Below are 19,271 nucleotides of genomic sequence, written 5' to 3'. Positions count from 1 at the left end.
GAATTGAAACGAAGAATATCAATGATCGGGAGAGTAACCAGATCCATACATGACAGCGAGCCGGGAGAGGTGGAAGCCGGTATGATATGACCTGAGTGAACCGCACCCGTGAGATGGTTATCCGAAAAGATGTTTGCATCCTGAGTGTGGGTGTACTATATCTGTCTGAGGGTAATTCGGCTTGCGACCGTTATACGCATCGAGCGGAACAGGTTCTACTGGTATGCATGTTGATGCATATTAAGAGTAGCTGTTCACCTAGAGTGGTACCGCGGGAACTGTTAAGTCAGCTCTCGTCTCTTATGTAGAGGCGAGAGCTTTTTTGTGTTTATTTTAACCCAATAATGAATGGATAAGGAGTGTTCGACATGTTGATGAAGCAGGCTGCGGCCGATATTGCCCCTTTAACGGGATTGAATGAAGAAGAGGTTCTAAGATTACTCGAAGTCCCACCGCAGGCGGAGATGGGTGATGCAGCCTTCCCTTGTTTTGTATTAACGAAGTCATTAAAAAAAGCACCGGCAGTCATTGCGACCGAGCTCGCAACGGGATTGCAGGCAGCAGGACTTGAAGCGACTCCCGCCGGGCCGTATGTAAATATCCGTTTCAACCGGGAGAAGCTCGCGCCGAATCTGCTGAAAGAACTGGGGAATGCCACATTTGGTAAGCTTCAGCTTGGTCAAGGTTCACGTGTTGTGATTGATATGTCTTCCCCTAACATCGCAAAACCCTTCGGAATTGGACATTTGCGTTCTACTGTAATCGGTGCAGCACTGTATAGGTTGTATAACGAAGCGGGTTATACCTCCGTAAGTGTGAATCATCTGGGAGACTGGGGAACCCAGTTTGGCAAGCAGATCGCAGCGTACAAGCGGTGGGGCAATGATGAAGCCTTGCAGGCAGACCCGATCCGTACTTCTCTGGAGCTGTATGTGCGTTTCCACGATGAGGCGGAGAACGATCCTTCTCTGGAGATTGAGGCACGGGAGTGGTTCCGCAAGCTGGAGCAAGGGGATGATGAAGCACAGCGGTTATGGGCGTTCTTTGTGGAAGTGAGCATGAAGGAATTCAACCGGATGTATGAACGTCTGAATGTACAGTTCGACCATACGCTGGGGGAGAGCTTTTACAATGACAAGATGGGCGCGGTGGTTGAAGAACTCAAGGAGAAAGGTTTACTTGAAGAGAGTGATGGAGCACTCGTGGTACGTCTGGAGGACGAGAACATGCCCCCGTGCCTGATTATCAAAAAAGATGGAACAACAATCTATCCTACACGGGATTTGGCTACGGCGGTTTATCGTCATGAGGTGATGAAGGCAGATCGGTTGTTATATGTGGTCGGAGGCGAGCAGAAGTTACATTTCCGGCAGGTATTTGCGGTCCTATCCCGGATGGGTCATGAATGGTCTGCGAAGTGTGAACATATCCCGTTTGGCTTAATGCGTTTTGAGGGACGGAAAATGTCTACACGTCGTGGTAAAGTCGTCTTTTTGCAGGAAGTGTTGGATGAGGCAGTTGCTCGTGCACTACAGATTATTCAGGAGAAAAACCCGAATCTGGAGAACCCTCAGAAAGTGGCCGAGGCTGTTGGTGTAGGTGCAATTGTCTTCGGTGATCTACGTAATAATCGGTTAAACGATGTGGACTTCTCACTGGAAGATGCGGTGAGTTTTGAAGGGGAGACCGGACCCTATGTGCAATACACCCATGCTCGGATTCAAAGTGTGCTTGCCAAGGCAGAAGAGGCGATCCGCGTGGAAAATGAAAACCCTCTGCCTAACCCCAGCCTTGCGGATGGTGAGAATGACACAGTGACCACTCCATCCTGTGTCGGAGATACCTCATGGGCATTGCTGAAACTGCTTGGTGAATATCCCGAGTATTTGGAAAAAGCAATTCATCGGAATGAGCCTTCGGTCATTGCCAAATATACAATAGATGTCGCTCAAGCATTCAACCGCTTCTATCACGCCGAACGGATTGCGGATGCGTCATCTGATGTAAGATCCTTCCGGGTGGCATTGGCCAAACGGACTGCCGAACGCCTCGCGTACAGTTTACATTTGCTAGGTGTGCAAGCTCCAGAGCGGATGTGATCCCAGGTGATATGGAGTACACGTGGACTTTTCAAGAAAGCCGATCAAGATGTAGCAGACTCATCAGGTCGAGGTATGTTGCTTCAACAAGTGAGCAAGCGATTAGGCAGTACTCAGGTACTGAATCAAATTAATCTGGAAGTAAAACAGGGCGAATGTTCTGTGCTTGTTGGCAGAAACGGCTCGGGCAAAAGCACGTTGCTACGTATGTTGGCAGGTATTTTGTTACCCGATACAGGATCGATCCAGCGCACAATGAAGGGTTCTGATGGGTATGCAGTAGATGGTCTGCCACGTTTACCCTTTACCTCTGGAGAGTACTTGTGGGACATGGGTCGGATTCGGGGCATTCGCCCCGAAGTACTGCGTGGGCGGATTAGAGAACTTAGTGAACTTTTATATCTCGATACCGCGATTGATCAGAAGTTACCCTTATTATCGAAGGGCACACTGCAAAAAGTAAATTTGATTCAGGCCCTGTTACCTGAACCGGGTGGTCTTTTGTTGCTGGATGAACCTTTATCAGGCTTGGATATTCCAGCTCAAGAGGCAGTTGTATCCTTATTGGGGCAATGGAAGGATGAAGGGACATCCATCGTTACAGCGTGCCATGAACCGTTGCTTATTGAACGTTTGGCAGACCAGGTGATTGTGTTGAAGCAAGGCCGCGTCCTCCGTTACTGGAGTCGTGAAGATATACTACAAGCTGGCGAACCCGTTGTATGTATTCAAAGTCTGACGGAAGCTGGAGAGGATCTGGCCAAAAATCCATCCGTTGTACAACAACCGGGAGTACTGTCTTTAGTTCGTAATACGAGCTCGGAGAAATCCAAGTCTTGGTTGTGGGATTGGAAAGTAGTTCAACAATCAACTGATGATGTACTCAGAATGATTCTGGCTTCCGGAGGTTCGGTTGTGTCCGTACAACAGGAAGAAAGTCAATTACATATGGAAAGTCTGCTGGAAGGACAACATCCAGCTGTACATGCGAGTCGTGGAGATGTCACAGAATCTGTGGACTTAAGCTCTTCCATGGATGATGCGGGGGGAGAAGCCAAATGATCTATCTGACCCGATATTTGTTAAGGCATCACATTCGCTCACAGAAATATTTTGCACCGGTTATCTTTTATATCATCGCCATGCTGCTAATCTATTCCTACAAACCCAACCCTATTGCGGACAGTTACAGTGTTACGGCTATGCTGTTATTTCTGGCAGCTGCTTGGCTCGGAGTAATGGTGATGAATACGGAACCTGCAAAGCAGTATCAATTGCTCGTCCTTCATACAGGAAGCAGGCGTAAGGTTGTAACAAGTCAACTCATTTGTGCCTGGATAATGCAATTCATGCTCACCGTAATCACTGTGCTGTATCCCGTGTTCGCTGGAATGTTCGAGAGACAACCCACAGGTGAGGAGTGGATGATGACTTGGTTAGGACATTTGGGGTTATCACTGCTGGGATTAGGCATCAGTGTATTTTTTCAAAAATCGTACATTCCCTTGCTTAGTCGAAGTATGCCTGCCCTCATTATTGTATTATTACTATCGTTTATCCAAGGTTCCTTAAGTGAACGTTTGCCTGAATCATTAGAATGGCTTGGCCGCATTCTTCCGCCAGCTTTTTATCTGGTTCGTGAGATGATGTTATTTGATGAATCAAAGATGGACTCTTTTGTTTCGGTTACGCTGTGGACTGTGCTCTACGCAATGGGGTTACTAATCATCCATGTGTGGCTGTCCGGTAGAAGAGATCTGCGGAGTTAGAAGACGCGCTTCCCGATAACTTGAATGTTGCTCTTGGTTTGGTTAGGATAGAGGGACATGGAATGGTTAACATTGTACGGTTGAAGGGGGCGCTCGCATATGCAAAATACAGATATCCAGAATGGTGACATGCTGGACAGCGAACACTCCAGGGAATTGTTTGCCTATTACGGATTGGCCGTGTACTACGGGCAGGCGCTTGAACAGCAGCTGGTCAATCTGATTTTATTAATGAAAATGTCTCAGGGCAAAGCCGTGTCTGAAGAGGATCTGGAAGATCTGTACGAACGAAAGATGAGCAGTTCACTGGGGCAGCTCATTCACGAAGTGCGCCATCATTTTACATTCTCTGAGGAAGAGACTCGCCAGTTGAATGAATTATGGCAGCAACGTAACCGTATCGTACATCATTATTTCAAGGAACGAATTCACGAGACATTCAGTCCGGAAGGACGATCACGCATGATTAAGGAATTGGAGGATTTCAAAGACCGTGCACAGGAGTTGGAGATCCGTCTTCAGCAATATACGGGTGCCTGGATTGCAGAGCTTGGTCTGGATGCCGAATCCGCAGCAGCTCTACAAACGCTGGAGCGGATTCATACCGAGAGTATGCAAGCAAGGGCTTTGGAAGAGGATGAATGACAAGCAAACGGATAACGAAACGCTGGATATTAATGACGGTTCTGGCTGTAGTATTGGGTGGAATCCTGTGGACCGTGGTTACCGCAATCCGTATATCTGCATATACGGATGAGGATTCATCCAGGATATCGGATGCAGCAATCATTCTGGGCGCAGCCGTGGCGGGGGATAACCCTTCACCTGTATTTCGCGAACGTATTGAACACGGGATTGAATTATACCGTCAGGGTACCGTTCGTAATCTGCTTTTCACAGGCGGGTCAGGTGATGAGGGAGAACATACGGAAGCTGAAGTGGGTCAGAAGTATGCCATCGCACATGGAGTAGATCCTGCGGACATTCGCATAGAGACCAAATCCAGAATTACCGAGGAGAATCTAGTCAATTCAATTCCAATTGGTGAACAGGCCGGTTATCAAACCTATACGATTGTGAGTGATCCATTACATATGAAACGGGCCATGAAGCTGGCTGCCGGTCTGGGTATGGATGCCGTACCCTCTCCGACACGAACAACGGCGTATCGAACCTGGCGCAGCAAGTTTCCTTTTCTCGCAAGAGAGACCGTGATGTACATGGGATATACGATCAAAGGATGGATAGACAATCCGCAGCAGCCATGAGGTTGCACGCGGATTGTTTTTTTGTCTGGAGGAAATAAACAGTATCGGAATTTGAATCCCGATGAAAATATAAAAAACCGATCTACACAGCTACCTCAGGGTTTGCGGTGTAGATCGGTTTTTGTGTTGCCGTCGAGTACATCATTTTTGATTGGTTACTTAAAGAACTTTCAGCTTTACTCTGTTATGCATTGCCTCCGGCAAAGGAGGTTGAGGTTGGAACGGAATTACCTGACGGATTCTCGAGAGTTGCGACCGCTGCTGCTTGCGCACCTTGTTGAAGCTGATACATCTTATAATAGCGGCCTTTAAGCTCCATCAGTTCATCATGTGCACCTTGCTCAACGATACGCCCGCGATGCAGAACCAGAATCTGATCTGCTGAACGAATGGTGGAGAGACGGTGAGCAATGATGAAGGTGGTACGTCCTTTTTTGAGGACTTCGAGTGCGTTCTGAATTAATGCTTCCGTTTCCGTATCAATATTGGCTGTCGCTTCATCCAAAATGAGGATGGCCGGATCAAACGCCAGTGCACGAGCAAAGGAGATCAACTGACGCTGTCCAGCAGACAATGTGCTTCCTTTTTCGATGACAGGTTCGTCAAAGCCTTGAGGCAAATGAGCCAGTATACGTTCAGCGCCTACATCACGCAGCGCCTGTTCAATCCGTTCACGGGAGATCTTCTCATCGCCAAGACTGACGTTGGAAGCAATGGTGCCTGTGAACAGATACGGGTCCTGCAATACAATCCCCATATGCTCGCGAATCCACTGTTTAGGCAGATCCTTGACGTTCTGACCGTCAATTGTGATCTTGCCTTTTTGCGGATCATAGAACCGGAATAGCAGGTTGATGATTGAGCTTTTACCCGAACCGGTGTGGCCGACCAGAGCGACCGTCTGACCTTGGGATGCTTTAAACGAGATATTGTTAAGCACGTAATCTTTTTTATAGGCAAAGGATACATCATCGAAGACAACATTCCCTTTGTATCTTGGCATGGAGCCATCGGTTACAGCTTCTCCCTTTTCATCCATCAGCTCAAAGACGCGACCAGCAGATACGAGGGAGGAGTCCAGGTTGGCGAGCTGATTCACCATGCCGGTAATTGGCTGGAACAAGCGGCCCAGAACATCAACGAAGGCATATAGAACACCCAGTGAGATAATACTTGTGCCATCCAGCACACTGGAACCGAAGTACCACAGGACCACCGCAAATGCGATATTCCGTAATACGTTAACCAGGTTGTGTGAGGTGAAGGCATTCAGGTTAAGCATTTTGTTCTGGTGTTTCATATAATCATCATTCAGATCTTCGAATTCCTGTTTGGTTTGTTTCTGATGGCGGAATACGCGGATAATGGACATCCCCTGAATGGACTCGTTAATGATTGCATTGATCTCACTAAGTCGTGATCGAATGATCGTGTTGTAACGAGTGGCGAATTTGCGATAGAGCACAATCCATGTAATGAGCATTGGTACGACGAATAATGAGATCAGGCCCAGGCGGACATCAAGCAGGAAGAGTGCGACATACACACCTGTAATCGTGATGATTCCTGAGAAAAAGTTCGAAAGAACGGCAACGAACAGATCCTTGACAGCTTCTGTATCGTTCGTGACCCGAGATACAACTTTACCTGCGGGCAGATTATCAAAAAAGTGCACCGGCAGTCGCTGAATGTGGGCATACACATCGTTACGCAGTCTTTGAATGACCTTATTGGCCGAGGACTGCAGCCAGAATGTTTTACCAAACTCCATAATGACCGAGATCACGAGGAAGATCATGTAATACACAATTAATTGATAGATGCTGGGCATCTCCGGTTTGTAAAAAGCAAACAGTTCACCAGCGGACAGGGGTGCTGCCGCATATTGGCCTGTCACTTCACCTGCGCGTGTAACCGTGAGGGTTCCATCCGCATATGTGCGGTCCCCGTCAGGTGCATTGACCGGTTCATTTACAAAATAAAAACTTCTGCCGGCTTGTAATACCCGCACTTCCGAACCTTTGTTTTCATCCGGTTCGAACAAGCCTTCGCGTTTGTAGTTCTTACCGTTGTAGACTGCGGCTTCATCTGAAGCTGTCGTCTCATAAAAAGGCTGCTCAATCGCGAGCAAGTGATTGTCGATCATGGATTTGGCGATGAACGGCCCGGCAAGCTCGGCCGCAACACCAATGGTAAGCATAATTAATGCAGCGATAAATGTTCCTTTGGCTTTCAAGGCGTAATCAAGCAGCCTTTTGCCTGTATTAGACTTCAATGAATTGACCTCCTACGTGGACAGATTGGACTCGACCTGTTGCCGTTCATACTGTTCACGGTACCAGCCGTTCATGGCTAACAGTTCCTGGTGAGTGCCTTCTTCCGTAATTTTCCCGTGCTCCAGTACGATGATTCGGTCAGCATGTTCAATAGCAGACAGGCGATGAGTCGAGATCAGCGTGGTTTTGCCCGAGCGTTTGTTGCGTATATTTTCAATGATTTTGGCTTCAGTACGTGCATCGACAGCAGATAAGGCATCATCGAGGATCAGGATATCAGGATTAGCAATAAAGGCACGCGCCAGCGATACCCGCTGTTTCTGTCCTCCGGACAGAGAGATTCCTTTTTCACCAACGAGTGTATCGAGTCCATCGGACAAGGTTCCCAGATCCCCGTCAAAAGCGGCTGTACGAATGGCTTCCATGATGACTTCATCACTGGCCCCAGGTTTACCGAATTGAATGTTCTGACGAACTGATTTGGAGAACAGAACTTGTTCCTGTGGTACGTACCCGATCCAGCTGTGCAAGTCATCTTTGGCGATATCCTGAATTGGGTGACCCGAGATGCTTAATGTGCCCGAACCGGCAGGGTATTCATGAAGCAGTTGTTTGAGCAAAGTAGACTTACCGCTACCCGTACGACCCACAACACCCAATGTTTGACCCCGTCGCAGCGAAAAGCTGATATGACTGAGATTGTCGACAGTGGAGCTGGGGTAACGGAATGTAACATCCTGCATCGCAATTTCTTCCGGATTCGTAACGTGAGCAGGTTGCTCCACATCTTGTACGGCAGGTTCTACCGATAAAGTCTCGTTGACCCGATCAAGCGAAGCGCTACCACGTTGCATCAGGTTAATTAATTCGCCGATGGCAAACATGGGCCAGATCATCATCCCCAGATACATGTTGAACGATACGAGATCCCCCAGGGTAATTTCATTATGAAATACAAGATATATGCCGTAGGCAAGTGCAATCACATAACTGAGTCCTACGAAGAGCCGGATGGTGGGTTCGAATAGCGCATCCATTCTGGCAACAGCCAGATTTTTGCGATACACATCTTCGGTCACGTCGGCGAACCGTTTCTCGTCCAGACGTTCCTGCACATAGGCACGCACAACACGGATCCCGGCAATGGATTCCAGCACCTGGTCATTCATATCTCCGAATGCATCCTGTGCCAGGGTGTAACGTTGATGTACAGCTTTACCATAGATCATCATGGCAATGGCGATAAAAGGTAATGGCAGGATTGCCGCCAAGGTCAGTTTCCAACTAACCAGGAAACCCATGGCGAACAATACGGTGGCCAGAAAGGCTGTAGAGTCTGTTAAGGTCAGCATGCCGAAGCCTGCTGTAGTGGCAATGGAACGAAGATCATTGGTGGCCCGTGCCATCAGATCTCCTGTTCTGTTTTTCTCAAAAAAGGGAGGAGTCATCCGTAACAAGTGGTCCATAAAGCGTGAACGAAGCAGCCGCTCCACCAGATTGGCACCACCAAACAGTTTGTGCATCCAAACGTATGTAACCAGATAGATAATGATGACCGTTCCCAGAATAAGCAAGATATAACGGGTAAGTGAGGTGCCGGTAATGGAACCGCGCACAATCTCGTCGATGGCATTACCAAGAAGACGAGGAGGCAGCAGTTCGGCAATGCCCACCAGAATAAGCAAGATGACACCGGTTAGGTATCGTTTGCGTTCCAGCCGGAAGAACCAGGCCAGGTTTTTAAGTACAGAGAACAAGTGTTATCCCTTCCTTTCGATGTCCGAGAAATGCAGATTCCGTTCATGTATGCCGAAAAGTACCCACAAAAAAAGACATACCGCACGCAGGCGGTATGTCTTCATATAATCATACGGCAGCATGGCTCAGAGAACAGAGCCGCCACCATATATAAGTTCGATTGTGAGTAAACATCACAGAGGTTCTAATGAAAGAACGCCTTGTCATGCCGACTTATGAACGGAATAATGATTTCGGGTGTGCTCCGGTATTTAGTTGTGTGCTGAATTGACCTATCATATGTTTGTTAAACACCGTAATCACCCTTTCTTTTTTTGGAAATAAATACAATGTAGACCTCGTATGTTTGCATCTTAACACCGGCTTTTACAATCTGTCAAACATTTTTCACAACTTAATTTGTATTCATGTGGTCACTTGGGTTTGTATTCAAGTCCCTGTCGAGATATGATGGAACATATATATACAGAAGGAGCTGACACCAAATGAGTACCATACATGTATCCGATCAAGCTGCTCGCTGGTACAAGGAAGAACTGAATTTAAACGAGGGAGACAGCATTCGATTTTTTGCCCGTTATAGCTCTGGCGGAGGTCTTCACCCTGGATTTTCGCTAGGTATTGCTGTGGAGAAACCAAGACATCCTGCGGATCAAACCGAAGTGTCGGGGATTCAATTCTTTATGGAAGATCACGATTATTGGTATCTGAAAGGGCACCAACTGCATGTGGATATCGTTGATGAAGGTCAGGATATCGAATACCGTTATACCGAAGTCTAATCCTTGAAGTATTCTGCTAAGCAATAGATGGATTACAGGTCGCCACCGGCTTCCGAGTAGGAGGAGGGGATAAGCAGTGAATCTGCCAGCACGAGATTTGGCCCAGTATATCGCGAAACGCTCTCATATTGTTGTAAAGGCGGCTGTGCGGGCTGAGAACGAACAAGGTGAATTACTGCTGATTCAGCATGCTGAACACGGTCACTGGCGGTTGCCAGCAGGTGAGATGCGCCCGGGTGAGGCCATTGAAGATGCTGCACATCGGGAGTTATGGGAAGAGACAGGTTGGACTGCTGATACCATGACACTGGAAGGTCTCTATTCGGGGCCTGACCTTCGGTATCTGCATTCAAGCGGAGATGAAGAGTATTATGTCATTGCTCTGTTTCGGACAGTGATCATTCAGGATGACCTTGTGGAGTCGCGTGTAAATAGTGATGCAGGTCTGAAGTTTTTTTCGCTGGAGTCGTTACCACCTCTGAATCAGATTAGCCGAATTCTGTTAGCGCGGGATATTGCAGAATAAAATAAGTGTTGACGCAAAAAAATGACCTTGGCATGCACGATAAAGTGGATGCCAAGGTCATTTTTTTTAAAATCCGATTCACGTGCTCAGAGCATGAATTACACCTGATCCAGTGGTTCATCATCCATCGCAAAATCAAAATCATCAATATCAAATACCTGTACAGGTGATTCGGACTCAATTATGCGTGCGATCAGTTCAACCTGATCGGTGAGAATTGGGATACTCAGTCGCTGAGATGTCAGCAGCAGTTCTGTCTCAATGGGATCGAAATACTCCCCGTACTGTGCCGTATCTATTGCGTTGATAATGGCAATGGATACTTGGTCACCAAATAAAATGGAGGGGCTTTTGGCCCATGGAACAAGTAACGCACGCTCTATTTTTTTCTTATTCAGCGGTTCCTCGAAATAAGAAATCATTTCATTGATTTTGGATTTCACATGCTGATCATCTGCCGGGTTATCCATCATGGGATCAGGACTGGTCTGGAATTCATATAGCTCAAGGATGGTGGTATAAGGAACAATATATTCAACAGGCGCGGGCGGCGCTAGCAATTGACCGTAAATGGCCACCATCACGGCTTCTGTAATAAACTGACGTGACATGGTTCCTTAATCCTCCTGCGCCATTAATAGTTGCAAAGTGAATCTATATTTCATGCAACAGCATAACCATAATATGCATTATACTGTTGTAGACTCGTGTACATGATTTACATGAATAGAAGTATATCACACAACGGTGGGAAATACAGCCAATCTGCATAGCATGTCAGGTCACAACCTTCACAACTTGAATCAGGATTTGCCCAGTAGCAATGATAAAATTCCCGCCGCAATCAATGGACCCACAGGTACACCCTTGAACAGGGCAACCCCAAGTACCGTTCCGATTAACAGCCCTGCAACGACAGTTGGCTGTGTACCCATCAGCGTAGCGCCACGTCCTCCGAGATATGCCACCAGTAATCCTACGCCAATGGCGAGTAATGATTTCCAGTGCAGGAAAGACTCGCCGATCGTCTGCAGACTCATCTTGCCACTGGCAAGAGGTGCCATCACGCCAATGGTTAGAATGATAATGCCCAGTGTAAGTCCGTATTTTTCAAGCCATGGAAATGCCTGATTCAGGTTCAGGACTCGTAGCAACAACAGAAATACCATCGCTACGGTCACAGGTGTGTTGCTGCTGATAATCCCGAGAGCCGCAAATACGAGCAACAGCAGGGAGGTCATATCCATTGTTTTCATTTCCCTTCGGTCTGTCCACGTTGTTTGTTAACGATATGTTCCGCAATGTAACGTCCATGCCAGCGTCCGGATTCAATAAAGACTTCATTGGCATTACGACCCGAAGCGATGACTCCGCCCACATATACACCAGGTACGCTGCTTTCCATCGTTTGTGCATCATATAGAGGTTTATCCATATCATCAGACATCTCCACACCTACCGACGTGAGTAGTTGACGATCTGGACGGAAACCGGTCATTGCCAGTACGAAGTCATTATCCAGTTCCCGAGTGGAACCATCCGTGTGTATCAGACGAATCGAATCATCCAGTATTTCATTCACGCGTGATTCCAGGTGGAGTGTAATACGGCCTTTTGTCACCATGCTCTCGAATAGCGGACGTACCCATGGTTTAATATGCTGGGACAGACCACTGCCGCGATAAACCATATCAATATGTGCTCCGACCCGAACCAGTTCCATGGCCGCATCCACGGCTGAGTTGCTTCCGCCAATAATGGCGACACGTGTACGGGTATAAGGGTGAGCTTCCCGGAAGTAGTGGGTTACTTTATCTTTATCTTCTCCAGGAATGCCCAGATAGTTAGGATGGTCAAAATAACCGGTAGCTACAACTACATTACGTCCAACATGTACGATGGCCTCCCCGCGGCGATTGAGCGTATGTACCTCAAACGTACCATCATCCTTGCGTTTAATTTCACGGGCTTCCTCATAGTTATGAACACGCAGACCAAAATGTTCGGCTACCCTGCGATAATAGGCAAGTGCTTCATAACGAAACGGTTTATCATTAGGTGTGCTGAACGGAACGTTCCCGATCTCAAGCAGCTCGGCTGTGCTGAAAAACTGCATATGGGTTGGATACAGATAAATAGATTGAACGATATTGTATTTCTCAACGATCACAGCGGACAGTCCCAGCCGCTCACATTCAATGGCAGCAGACAGACCGCATGGGCCTCCGCCGATAATAATGACATCTTCCATGTTCTTAATCCTCCTTATTTCAAGCAATATAATCCTACCGTAAATAACGAGCCAATGCCAGTTCAAGCGTGAGTTTAAATTAGACAAGCTTACTTGAATCCAAAGGAGTTGACGTGGAGAGGAGAAAAGACTAATATCAAATTAGATATATATCTAAACGAAAGCGAGATGAACGATGATGCAGCTGGAGAAAATTGTGGCTTATCATAAAGCGTTGGCTGACCCGACCCGGCTTCGCATGCTGCTGTTGCTGGCACAGGGTGAACTGCACGGACAGGCACTTGCCGAGCGGTTGAATCTGTCACAGCCAACCGTGACACATCATGCATCCAAGCTGAGAGAGGCGGCGCTGATCAAGGAACGACGGGAGAAAAATACAGTGTATTTCACACTAAATCCTTCGTTTATCCGCGAGAATGCACAGGCTTCGGTTGATTTTATCTTTAAGCGAGAGGAGGTTACGGATATGAGTGATGTGAACGAAACATTGAAAGCGTCGGTCATGAGAAATTTTTTCTCCAAAGATGGACGACTGCGTCAGATTCCGGCTCAATACAAGAAAAAACTGATTGTACTTGGTCATCTGGTCGAGCAGCTTGAATTTGGTCGGAAGTATACGGAGAAAGAAATCAATACATTTATAAAGCAATACCATGAAGACTTTGCCACGATTCGGCGGGAATTTATCATGCATCAGTTCATGTATCGGGAAGAGGAGATATATGAATTGAATCCGAAGGAAATGTGGACGCGCTGGGATCAGGTCAAATAAAGTAGACAGGTAAAATAGTTTGGGCTTGACAACTGCAAAGCTCAGTGTGTAACATAATGGATAATTCTACAAGGGAGGCGATTGTTTATGACAAACTTAAATGCAGTATACGTTAATTTGAATATGAACAGCGTCTCCGGAACGGATCAAAGCATGTAATTTTGCGTTAGCTGGATAGCAGTATCCATTGTAACGTGAAGTATCACATGCTCAGATGAAGCCACGGGTGACGCACCCGTGGCTTTTTTGTTTGCCGATAAAAGGGTGTTCCTGAATTGTTTATATCGGAGGGTTAAGTACTCTATCCGGTAGATCTACAAGAAGGGATGGTCTTTGATTCAGCTAACTACTTATTGCCGCGGGTGTATTTCTACTCGTGGTTTTTTGTTTTGATCTGAACTGGAGATGATTGTTCAATCGGCTTGAACGAAGTAAACAAACTTATTTTGGGAGGAATTTTTATTTTAGATAACCATATTGAGAAGTACGGCTGGTCTGCAAAGTGGCAGGAACTGTGGCAAGAGACAGGGATGGAAGAGCAGGAGAAAAAGCCAGCCAGAATTATCGCAGACCATGGACATCTGCAACGTTTGGTTACAGAAGAGGGCGAATGCTGGGGAAGAATATCGGGTAGAATGCGTCATGATAGTCTGGAGACCAGCTTGGTACCAGCGGTTGGAGATTGGGTGGCGATTACAGGTCAGGCAGGTGAAGAAGCAATTATTCACAATCTGGTGCCACGTCAGAGCAGGGTATCAAGACAGGCAGCAGGTCCGGTGACCAAGGAACAATTAATCGCCGCAAACGTAGATACACTGTTAATCGTGGCTGCACTTAATCATGATTTTAACCTTAGACGACTCGAAAGATACGTGATGATGGCTTGGAATGGTGGCGTAAGGCCAGTCATTGTCTTGAGCAAAAGTGATCTGTGCAACAATGTGGAAGAACAGATCCGAAGTGTAGAAGGGATTGCTCCAGGCGTTGAAGTGCTTGCGATATCTGCAGTGGAGGGTCAAGGGAAATCCTTATTGGAACGATACTTGCAGCCAGGGCTGACTGTTGCGCTCACAGGATCTTCTGGCAGTGGCAAGTCTACGCTGGTGAACTGGATGATGGGTGAGGATGTGCAGCTTACACAATCCGTCCGCGAGGGAGACAGTCGTGGGAGACATACGACAACACACCGGGAGATGTTTGTACTTCCACAGGGTGCCGTATTGATTGATACTCCGGGAATGCGTGAGCTTAATCTTTGGGATGAGGGCAATGATGGGCTGTCGCAGGCGTTTGGAGAAATTGAAGAACTTGCGGCCACGTGCAGATTTCTGGATTGCAGTCATACACGGGAAGCTGGATGTGCAGTGAAAGAGGCCATACAGGATGGTTCATTGGATGAAAAAAGACTGAATAATTATCTGAAAATGCAGAAGGAATTGCAATATCAGCAACGCAAGGAAGAAGTGGCATCCAGAAGGCGTACCGCCTCCAGCAAACCGGCCAATAGTCGCAAACCCAAGCACTCCCGTAGTGTGAAAGAGTGGGAGGAAGCCTGAAATCAGGCGGGCATCATCCGGCATCTTGCATAAGATAGGTCAGGAGGGATGTCATTATGCCAGATTACAGGATTATTGTAGATCTGTCTGACCACATGTTATATCTTCTGGATGGCAATCAGGTGATTAAGGGTTATCCCGTAGCCACCGGAAAGATGCTCACGCAGACTCCAAACGGGGAGTTCACTATTATTAACAAACAATCGAATCCAGGTGGGCCATTTGGCGTGTTCTGGATGGGACTGTCTGCTCCCCATTATGGTATACACGGAACCAATGAGCCTTGGTCTATTGGCAAATCCGTCTCCCATGGTTGTATACGCATGTACAACTCGGATGTACTGGACCTGTCTTCCAAGGTATCTGTAGGCACTAGGGTAACGATCCGGCCGTAGGGCCGGATTTTACTTTATAAGAGGTAGTTCAATGGATCAATTTGGAATTATAGAAAGAAGAACATATAATATGGTAAATCTACGGCAGTTACGAGAGAAAGTGAGTGATAGCTATGCTGATCAGGCTGGCGCGTGAAGGAGATGCGCAAGGTATAGCCTATGTACATACAGAGAGTTGGAAAACAACATATCGGGGAATTGTGCCCGACGATTTTTTGGATCATTTGACTATAGAATCAAGATTGTCCCAGTGGGAGAAGACCATTCGTTCTGGCGAAAAGGATCAGATTCTGGTGGTAGCTGAACAAGATGATGGGAACATTGTCGGATTTGCGTGTGGGGGTAAGGAGCGTGAAGGCAAATTACCTTATGATGGAGAGTTGTACGCTATATATTTGCTGAAGGAAGTGCAACAAACGGGGATAGGTCAGCAACTGGCGACACATGTCGTTCATCATCTGCAGACCCACAATATGAAACGTTTGATCATATGGGCTTTGGAGCGTAATTCAGCTTGTCGCTTCTATGAAAAGATGGGAGGCACTCCAGTCCAGACACAGTCCCTCCGCATTGGTGGTCAAGATCTGATCGAAGTTGGCTACGGATGGGAAGACTTGAGCCTCTTTGGAGAGAAGAGCCTGCCCGACTGATGAAAGACGTCCAGATGGCGACAGAATAGTGTGGGTTGTATTGTTTCCTTAAGCTTAAAGAATGGAATAGCTAATTCAGGTCTTCACGTTTGCGTAATTCTGAACAAGGTTAATGATGTATTACACCGTTGTGCAGGTGTGACATTTAATCTTGATCAGGAGGCGTATTCACATGACTTTAATGGACACTGAACATACAACATGGACGAAACAATATATTAATGGCCAATGGGTAGATGGTTCCGGTGAGAAAACAATGGAGAATATCAATCCTTATACGGGAGAAGTTATTGCCACATGGCGCTCTTCCAATAAGAAAGACATAGATAAGGCTTATCAGTCAGCTCAGAAAAATTCGATTGAATGGGCGAATTCATTACCTGCTGTGAAAGAAGAGGTATTGCGTAAAGTTTCATCCCAGATGGCAGAGCGAAAAGAGGAGATCATTCAACTGTTGATCACGGAATCCGGGAGTACCCGAATCAAATCGGAGGCGGAGTTTGCAGCGGCTAAACGCATTGTGGACGAAGCAGCATCTTTTCCTTATCGCATGAAGGGTGAGATTATTCCGTCCAATACTCCTGGCAAAGAGAACCGTGTGGTTCGTGAGCCGAAGGGAGTGATTGGTGTTATCGGGCCATGGAACTTCCCTTTGCATCTATGCCTGCGATCTGTAGCTCCAGCGATTGCTCTTGGTAATGGTGTAGTGATTAAACCAGCATCGGACACTCCGATTACGGCAGGTTGGCTCATTGCCGATTTGTTTGAACAAGCCGGTCTGCCTGAGGGCGTGCTGAATGTCGTCGCGGGAAGTGGCAGCGAGATCGGTGATTACTTTGTCACTCATCCGGTTCCCAAGGTGATTTCATTTACGGGTTCCACAGAAGTTGGGCAAGGGATCGGTAAACTGGCGGGTGAACATTTAAAAGAAACTGCACTGGAACTAGGTGGCAACAACGCCATGGTTGTGCTGGAAGATGCCGACATTGAACGTGCTGCCGAAGCGGCAGTCTTTGGCAAGTTTCTGCATCAGGGACAGATCTGCATGGCTCTGAATCGTATCATTGTGCATGCCGATATTTACGACCAATTCGTCGATTCATTTGTTGCCAAAACGAAGAATGTCCAGGCAGGTGATCCGGCGGATGCCAAAACACTCGTGGGTCCACTCATTCGGGAAAAAGAGGTAGAACGATTGCTGGAACTTGTGAACAAAGCTGAAAATGAAGGAGCACAGTTATTGCTCGGGGGGACCAGTAAAGGCAGTGTGCTGTCTCCTACTGTACTTGCCGATGTTCAACCTGAACAAGATATCGTGCAGCAGGAATTGTTTGGCCCGGTGGCAGTGATCATGAAGGCTCATGATGAACAGGAAGCTGTTCGTTTGGCAAATGATACGCCTTATGGACTTAGTGGTTCCGTATTCACCAAAGATCTGAATCGAGGATATCAGGTTGCCCAGCGCATTGAATCGGGTATGGTGCATGTAAATGATCAGTCTGTGAACGATGAAGCGCATGTGATGTTTGGCGGTGAAAAAGCTTCAGGGATTGGACGTTTCGGTGGGGATTGGGCCATTGAGAAGTTTACACGTACGCGTTGGATCAGCATTCAGCACCAATATCGGGAATATCCGGGAGTGAAATAAGTCGAAAAAGAGTGAACTAGCAGGGGCATTTATGAATGTTTAGAGTGGGTTATAAAAAGATCGACAAATCATGCGAAAGTCCGTCTCCAGCTTGGTGGGACGGGCTTTTTGCACAATTTTACACCTCAGCAAAATACGGCTTAATATAAGAGCGGAAAAGCTGTTTGGGGCTGACGCTATCTGGTTATTTATGGATACACGGAAGAATCGATCCGTAAATCCAATGGCAAAGGGGCTTAAATTCATGTCCATTGACCGCTTTATTCTGAGGAAACTGAATACCTGTCAGGAAGAACATACACGTGCCAATTTGGTTCGGCTGTTTGTCATTCGTATTCGTAAAGCCGAGATTGCGGAAGAACATGATGCCGCCTATGTCCTGAGCAAACTGCACTGAGTGATGGCTGCTAATAATTGCGATCCGCTGTTAACGTGTATACAACTCAAAAAAGGAAGCTTGTCTATAACGACAGCTTCCTTTTTCATGTCTTGTAATGAATGTGTCTTGGTTGACTCCTTTTAATATAAAGATAAAGCAAGGGAGTCGTTTTCACTTCGACTGTGGAGAATGGCTTCTCCATTAACAATCTCAATACTAATTAAAGAATGCAGACATTTTTGAATGGCGCGTTTACCGTTGCTAATTTTATGCTCAAGAGCACTGCTAAGCAATCTTAATGTCTTCTGCATAGGTTGTTTGTTTTCTTGATTAAAATATACAGGGATTGATTTGTTTTGAAAGGTTATTAGGGTTCTCACTTGAAATCACCTCACGGTTGTTATTTCATACAGGTAATATTAAATTCCAATGCTTAAAATTACCTTAAAATCAGCTTATGAAAACATAAAGGTGGGTAATGTTTGAAAAGTGTTCACAATTCAATTGTGAGCGAAGGAATAAAAGTCCTGAAAAACGTAACTTAATTACCATTTAAATGGAACAAAAAACGAAGAGTTTCGTATCCTCGCAATATTTAAATGCATAACTGCCACGAAAGTTCTGAGTCGAATGTACGATATTTTAATATATACGTGGGTCATATGTAACAAAATTACAGGTGGTACATTGCAAACAGGGTGTTTATGTAAGAAAATAGGGTTGATATAACGATTCATTCTCTTTTTTTTGATTTAATCTGACATTAGGACAATTTACATATGAGACCATGGGAGGGATTCGGATGATTCTAACCGTGTATTCCGGCCGCGAGGAAGGAGAATGGTTCGACATTGATGTTCCGGACGAATGTACCATTGAACATTTGAAGACATTACTCGGTGTTCGCATTTTTGGACAGGCACCGGGAGACGGCATTCAGTACATCCTTGAAGCCAAGTTTCCGGAAGGTCTGTGGTTCTCTCCGCAGAACGCACAGCAGTTAATGGAAACAGGGCTGCGACAAGGCAGTTGCGTACGTGTCCAGCGGGCTTTTTCAACGACTTCGGAAGAAGCGCCTGTATATGGAAGACGTTCATTGTTTCAACAGGACAGCAACGAATAGTGCTTTTGAACGTATACAT

Annotated in this window: 20 protein-coding genes; 14 read left to right on the top strand and 6 right to left on the bottom strand. The window is 46.5% G+C overall.

What is annotated here, in order from left to right; translation table 11 throughout:
* Positions 1-368: 368 nt before the first annotated feature.
* The 5 genes from argS (at position 369) to BLS69_RS12020 (ending at position 5,136) form a co-directional block, all read left to right on the top strand.
* Positions 369-2,099, top strand: coding sequence for an arginine--tRNA ligase (gene argS, locus BLS69_RS12040; protein WP_091031795.1), 1,731 nt, complete (start codon positions 369-371; stop codon positions 2,097-2,099).
* A 6-nt stretch (positions 2,100-2,105) separates the two neighbouring features.
* Positions 2,106-3,161: an ATP-binding cassette domain-containing protein gene (locus BLS69_RS12035; RefSeq protein ID WP_091031792.1), complete on the top strand. Its 1,056-nt coding sequence runs from the start codon at positions 2,106-2,108 to the stop codon at positions 3,159-3,161.
* On the top strand, positions 3,158-3,868 hold the full coding sequence (locus BLS69_RS12030) for a hypothetical protein (protein WP_091031789.1): 711 nt from the start codon (positions 3,158-3,160) through the stop codon (positions 3,866-3,868). Before BLS69_RS12035 ends, BLS69_RS12030 begins: the two co-directional genes overlap by 4 nt.
* 99 nt (positions 3,869-3,967) lie before the next feature.
* A complete protein-coding gene (locus tag BLS69_RS12025; RefSeq protein ID WP_091031787.1) occupies positions 3,968-4,513 on the top strand; it encodes a hypothetical protein in 546 nt (181 codons plus the stop codon).
* A complete protein-coding gene (locus BLS69_RS12020; RefSeq protein ID WP_091031784.1) occupies positions 4,510-5,136 on the top strand; it encodes a YdcF family protein in 627 nt (208 codons plus the stop codon). The genes BLS69_RS12025 and BLS69_RS12020 overlap by 4 nt, the downstream gene beginning before the upstream one ends.
* 184 nt (positions 5,137-5,320) lie before the next feature.
* Here BLS69_RS12020 and BLS69_RS12015 read toward each other — a convergent pair whose 3' ends face one another.
* Both BLS69_RS12015 and BLS69_RS12010 read right to left on the bottom strand, forming a co-directional pair.
* Positions 5,321-7,411: an ABC transporter ATP-binding protein gene (locus BLS69_RS12015; protein WP_091031781.1), complete on the bottom strand. Its 2,091-nt coding sequence runs from the start codon at positions 7,409-7,411 to the stop codon at positions 5,321-5,323.
* A 12-nt stretch (positions 7,412-7,423) separates the two neighbouring features.
* On the bottom strand, positions 7,424-9,169 hold the full coding sequence (locus BLS69_RS12010; RefSeq protein WP_091031779.1) for an ABC transporter ATP-binding protein: 1,746 nt from the start codon (positions 9,167-9,169) through the stop codon (positions 7,424-7,426).
* A 486-nt stretch (positions 9,170-9,655) separates the two neighbouring features.
* Between BLS69_RS12010 and BLS69_RS12005 the strand changes: the two genes are divergently transcribed.
* Both BLS69_RS12005 and BLS69_RS12000 read left to right on the top strand, forming a co-directional pair.
* The gene (locus tag BLS69_RS12005) at positions 9,656-9,952 is read left to right on the top strand and encodes a HesB/YadR/YfhF family protein (RefSeq protein ID WP_036609218.1); all 297 of its coding nucleotides are present in this window, start codon (positions 9,656-9,658) and stop codon (positions 9,950-9,952) included.
* A 76-nt stretch (positions 9,953-10,028) separates the two neighbouring features.
* Positions 10,029-10,478: an NUDIX domain-containing protein gene (locus BLS69_RS12000; protein ID WP_091031778.1), complete on the top strand. Its 450-nt coding sequence runs from the start codon at positions 10,029-10,031 to the stop codon at positions 10,476-10,478.
* A gap of 98 nt (positions 10,479-10,576) precedes the next feature.
* On the opposite strand, the gene BLS69_RS11995 is transcribed toward BLS69_RS12000, so the two are convergent.
* The 3 genes from BLS69_RS11995 to BLS69_RS11985 all read right to left on the bottom strand — a co-directional run bounded on the left by BLS69_RS11995 (position 10,577) and on the right by BLS69_RS11985 (position 12,729).
* Positions 10,577-11,089, bottom strand: a complete 513-nt coding sequence (locus BLS69_RS11995; RefSeq protein WP_036609214.1) for a hypothetical protein — start codon at positions 11,087-11,089, stop codon at positions 10,577-10,579.
* A 192-nt stretch (positions 11,090-11,281) separates the two neighbouring features.
* The gene (locus BLS69_RS11990; RefSeq protein WP_036609212.1) at positions 11,282-11,725 is read right to left on the bottom strand and encodes a DUF441 domain-containing protein; all 444 of its coding nucleotides are present in this window, start codon (positions 11,723-11,725) and stop codon (positions 11,282-11,284) included.
* A gap of 5 nt (positions 11,726-11,730) precedes the next feature.
* The gene (locus tag BLS69_RS11985; protein ID WP_091031775.1) at positions 11,731-12,729 is read right to left on the bottom strand and encodes a YpdA family putative bacillithiol disulfide reductase; all 999 of its coding nucleotides are present in this window, start codon (positions 12,727-12,729) and stop codon (positions 11,731-11,733) included.
* A 178-nt stretch (positions 12,730-12,907) separates the two neighbouring features.
* Here BLS69_RS11985 and BLS69_RS11980 point away from each other — a divergent pair, with 178 nt between their 5' ends.
* The 6 genes from BLS69_RS11980 (at position 12,908) to BLS69_RS32125 (ending at position 18,147) form a co-directional block, all read left to right on the top strand.
* On the top strand, positions 12,908-13,501 hold the full coding sequence (locus BLS69_RS11980; protein WP_091034982.1) for a DUF2087 domain-containing protein: 594 nt from the start codon (positions 12,908-12,910) through the stop codon (positions 13,499-13,501).
* A 530-nt stretch (positions 13,502-14,031) separates the two neighbouring features.
* Positions 14,032-15,057 carry a ribosome small subunit-dependent GTPase A gene (gene rsgA / locus BLS69_RS11975; protein WP_371129075.1) on the top strand — a complete coding sequence of 342 codons (1,026 nt, stop codon included), beginning with the start codon at positions 14,032-14,034 and terminating at the stop codon, positions 15,055-15,057.
* A gap of 56 nt (positions 15,058-15,113) precedes the next feature.
* The gene (locus BLS69_RS11970; protein WP_076249779.1) at positions 15,114-15,452 is read left to right on the top strand and encodes a L,D-transpeptidase; all 339 of its coding nucleotides are present in this window, start codon (positions 15,114-15,116) and stop codon (positions 15,450-15,452) included.
* A 113-nt stretch (positions 15,453-15,565) separates the two neighbouring features.
* Positions 15,566-16,102 carry a GNAT family N-acetyltransferase gene (locus tag BLS69_RS11965; protein ID WP_091031773.1) on the top strand — a complete coding sequence of 179 codons (537 nt, stop codon included), beginning with the start codon at positions 15,566-15,568 and terminating at the stop codon, positions 16,100-16,102.
* Between the two features lie 172 nt (positions 16,103-16,274).
* Positions 16,275-17,750: an aldehyde dehydrogenase family protein gene (locus BLS69_RS11960; protein WP_091031771.1), complete on the top strand. Its 1,476-nt coding sequence runs from the start codon at positions 16,275-16,277 to the stop codon at positions 17,748-17,750.
* A 244-nt stretch (positions 17,751-17,994) separates the two neighbouring features.
* Positions 17,995-18,147: a hypothetical protein gene (locus BLS69_RS32125; protein ID WP_164783094.1), complete on the top strand. Its 153-nt coding sequence runs from the start codon at positions 17,995-17,997 to the stop codon at positions 18,145-18,147.
* 122 nt (positions 18,148-18,269) lie between these two features.
* Here the strand turns inward: BLS69_RS32125 and BLS69_RS32550 are convergent, their stop codons facing one another.
* Entirely contained in the window at positions 18,270-18,509 is a 240-nt protein-coding gene (locus BLS69_RS32550) for a hypothetical protein (RefSeq protein WP_074094612.1), read from the bottom strand.
* A 422-nt stretch (positions 18,510-18,931) separates the two neighbouring features.
* On the opposite strand from BLS69_RS32550, the gene BLS69_RS11950 reads away from it, so the two are divergent.
* Complete coding sequence (locus BLS69_RS11950; RefSeq protein ID WP_074094613.1) at positions 18,932-19,252, top strand: hypothetical protein; 321 nt, start codon at positions 18,932-18,934, stop codon at positions 19,250-19,252.
* Positions 19,253-19,271 lie beyond the last annotated feature (19 nt).

The sequence above is a fragment of the Paenibacillus sp. CF095 genome, assembly GCF_900101225.1.
Classification (GTDB): Bacteria; Bacillota; Bacilli; order Paenibacillales; family Paenibacillaceae; genus Paenibacillus.
The sequence above is the reverse complement of the archived record's forward strand: the minus strand, read 5'-3'. Positions and strand labels throughout refer to the sequence as shown.

Excerpts from the sequence above, each read along its gene's own strand:
- argS (WP_091031795.1), top strand. The coding sequence starts at position 369 with ATGTTGATGAAGCAGGCTGCGGCCGATATTGCCCCTTTAACGGGATTG.
- BLS69_RS12030 (WP_091031789.1), top strand. The coding sequence starts at position 3,158 with ATGATCTATCTGACCCGATATTTGTTAAGGCATCACATTCGCTCACAG.
- BLS69_RS12025 (WP_091031787.1), top strand. The coding sequence starts at position 3,968 with ATGCAAAATACAGATATCCAGAATGGTGACATGCTGGACAGCGAACAC.
- BLS69_RS12020 (WP_091031784.1), top strand. The coding sequence starts at position 4,510 with ATGACAAGCAAACGGATAACGAAACGCTGGATATTAATGACGGTTCTG.
- BLS69_RS12005 (WP_036609218.1), top strand. The coding sequence starts at position 9,656 with ATGAGTACCATACATGTATCCGATCAAGCTGCTCGCTGGTACAAGGAA.
- BLS69_RS11995 (WP_036609214.1), bottom strand. The coding sequence starts at position 11,089 with ATGTCACGTCAGTTTATTACAGAAGCCGTGATGGTGGCCATTTACGGT.
- BLS69_RS11990 (WP_036609212.1), bottom strand. The coding sequence starts at position 11,725 with ATGGATATGACCTCCCTGCTGTTGCTCGTATTTGCGGCTCTCGGGATT.
- BLS69_RS11985 (WP_091031775.1), bottom strand. The coding sequence starts at position 12,729 with ATGGAAGATGTCATTATTATCGGCGGAGGCCCATGCGGTCTGTCTGCT.
- BLS69_RS11980 (WP_091034982.1), top strand. The coding sequence starts at position 12,908 with ATGCAGCTGGAGAAAATTGTGGCTTATCATAAAGCGTTGGCTGACCCG.
- rsgA (WP_371129075.1), top strand. The coding sequence starts at position 14,032 with ATGGAAGAGCAGGAGAAAAAGCCAGCCAGAATTATCGCAGACCATGGA.
- BLS69_RS11970 (WP_076249779.1), top strand. The coding sequence starts at position 15,114 with ATGCCAGATTACAGGATTATTGTAGATCTGTCTGACCACATGTTATAT.
- BLS69_RS11965 (WP_091031773.1), top strand. The coding sequence starts at position 15,566 with ATGCTGATCAGGCTGGCGCGTGAAGGAGATGCGCAAGGTATAGCCTAT.
- BLS69_RS11960 (WP_091031771.1), top strand. The coding sequence starts at position 16,275 with ATGACTTTAATGGACACTGAACATACAACATGGACGAAACAATATATT.
- BLS69_RS32125 (WP_164783094.1), top strand. The coding sequence starts at position 17,995 with ATGTCCATTGACCGCTTTATTCTGAGGAAACTGAATACCTGTCAGGAA.
- BLS69_RS11950 (WP_074094613.1), top strand. The coding sequence starts at position 18,932 with ATGATTCTAACCGTGTATTCCGGCCGCGAGGAAGGAGAATGGTTCGAC.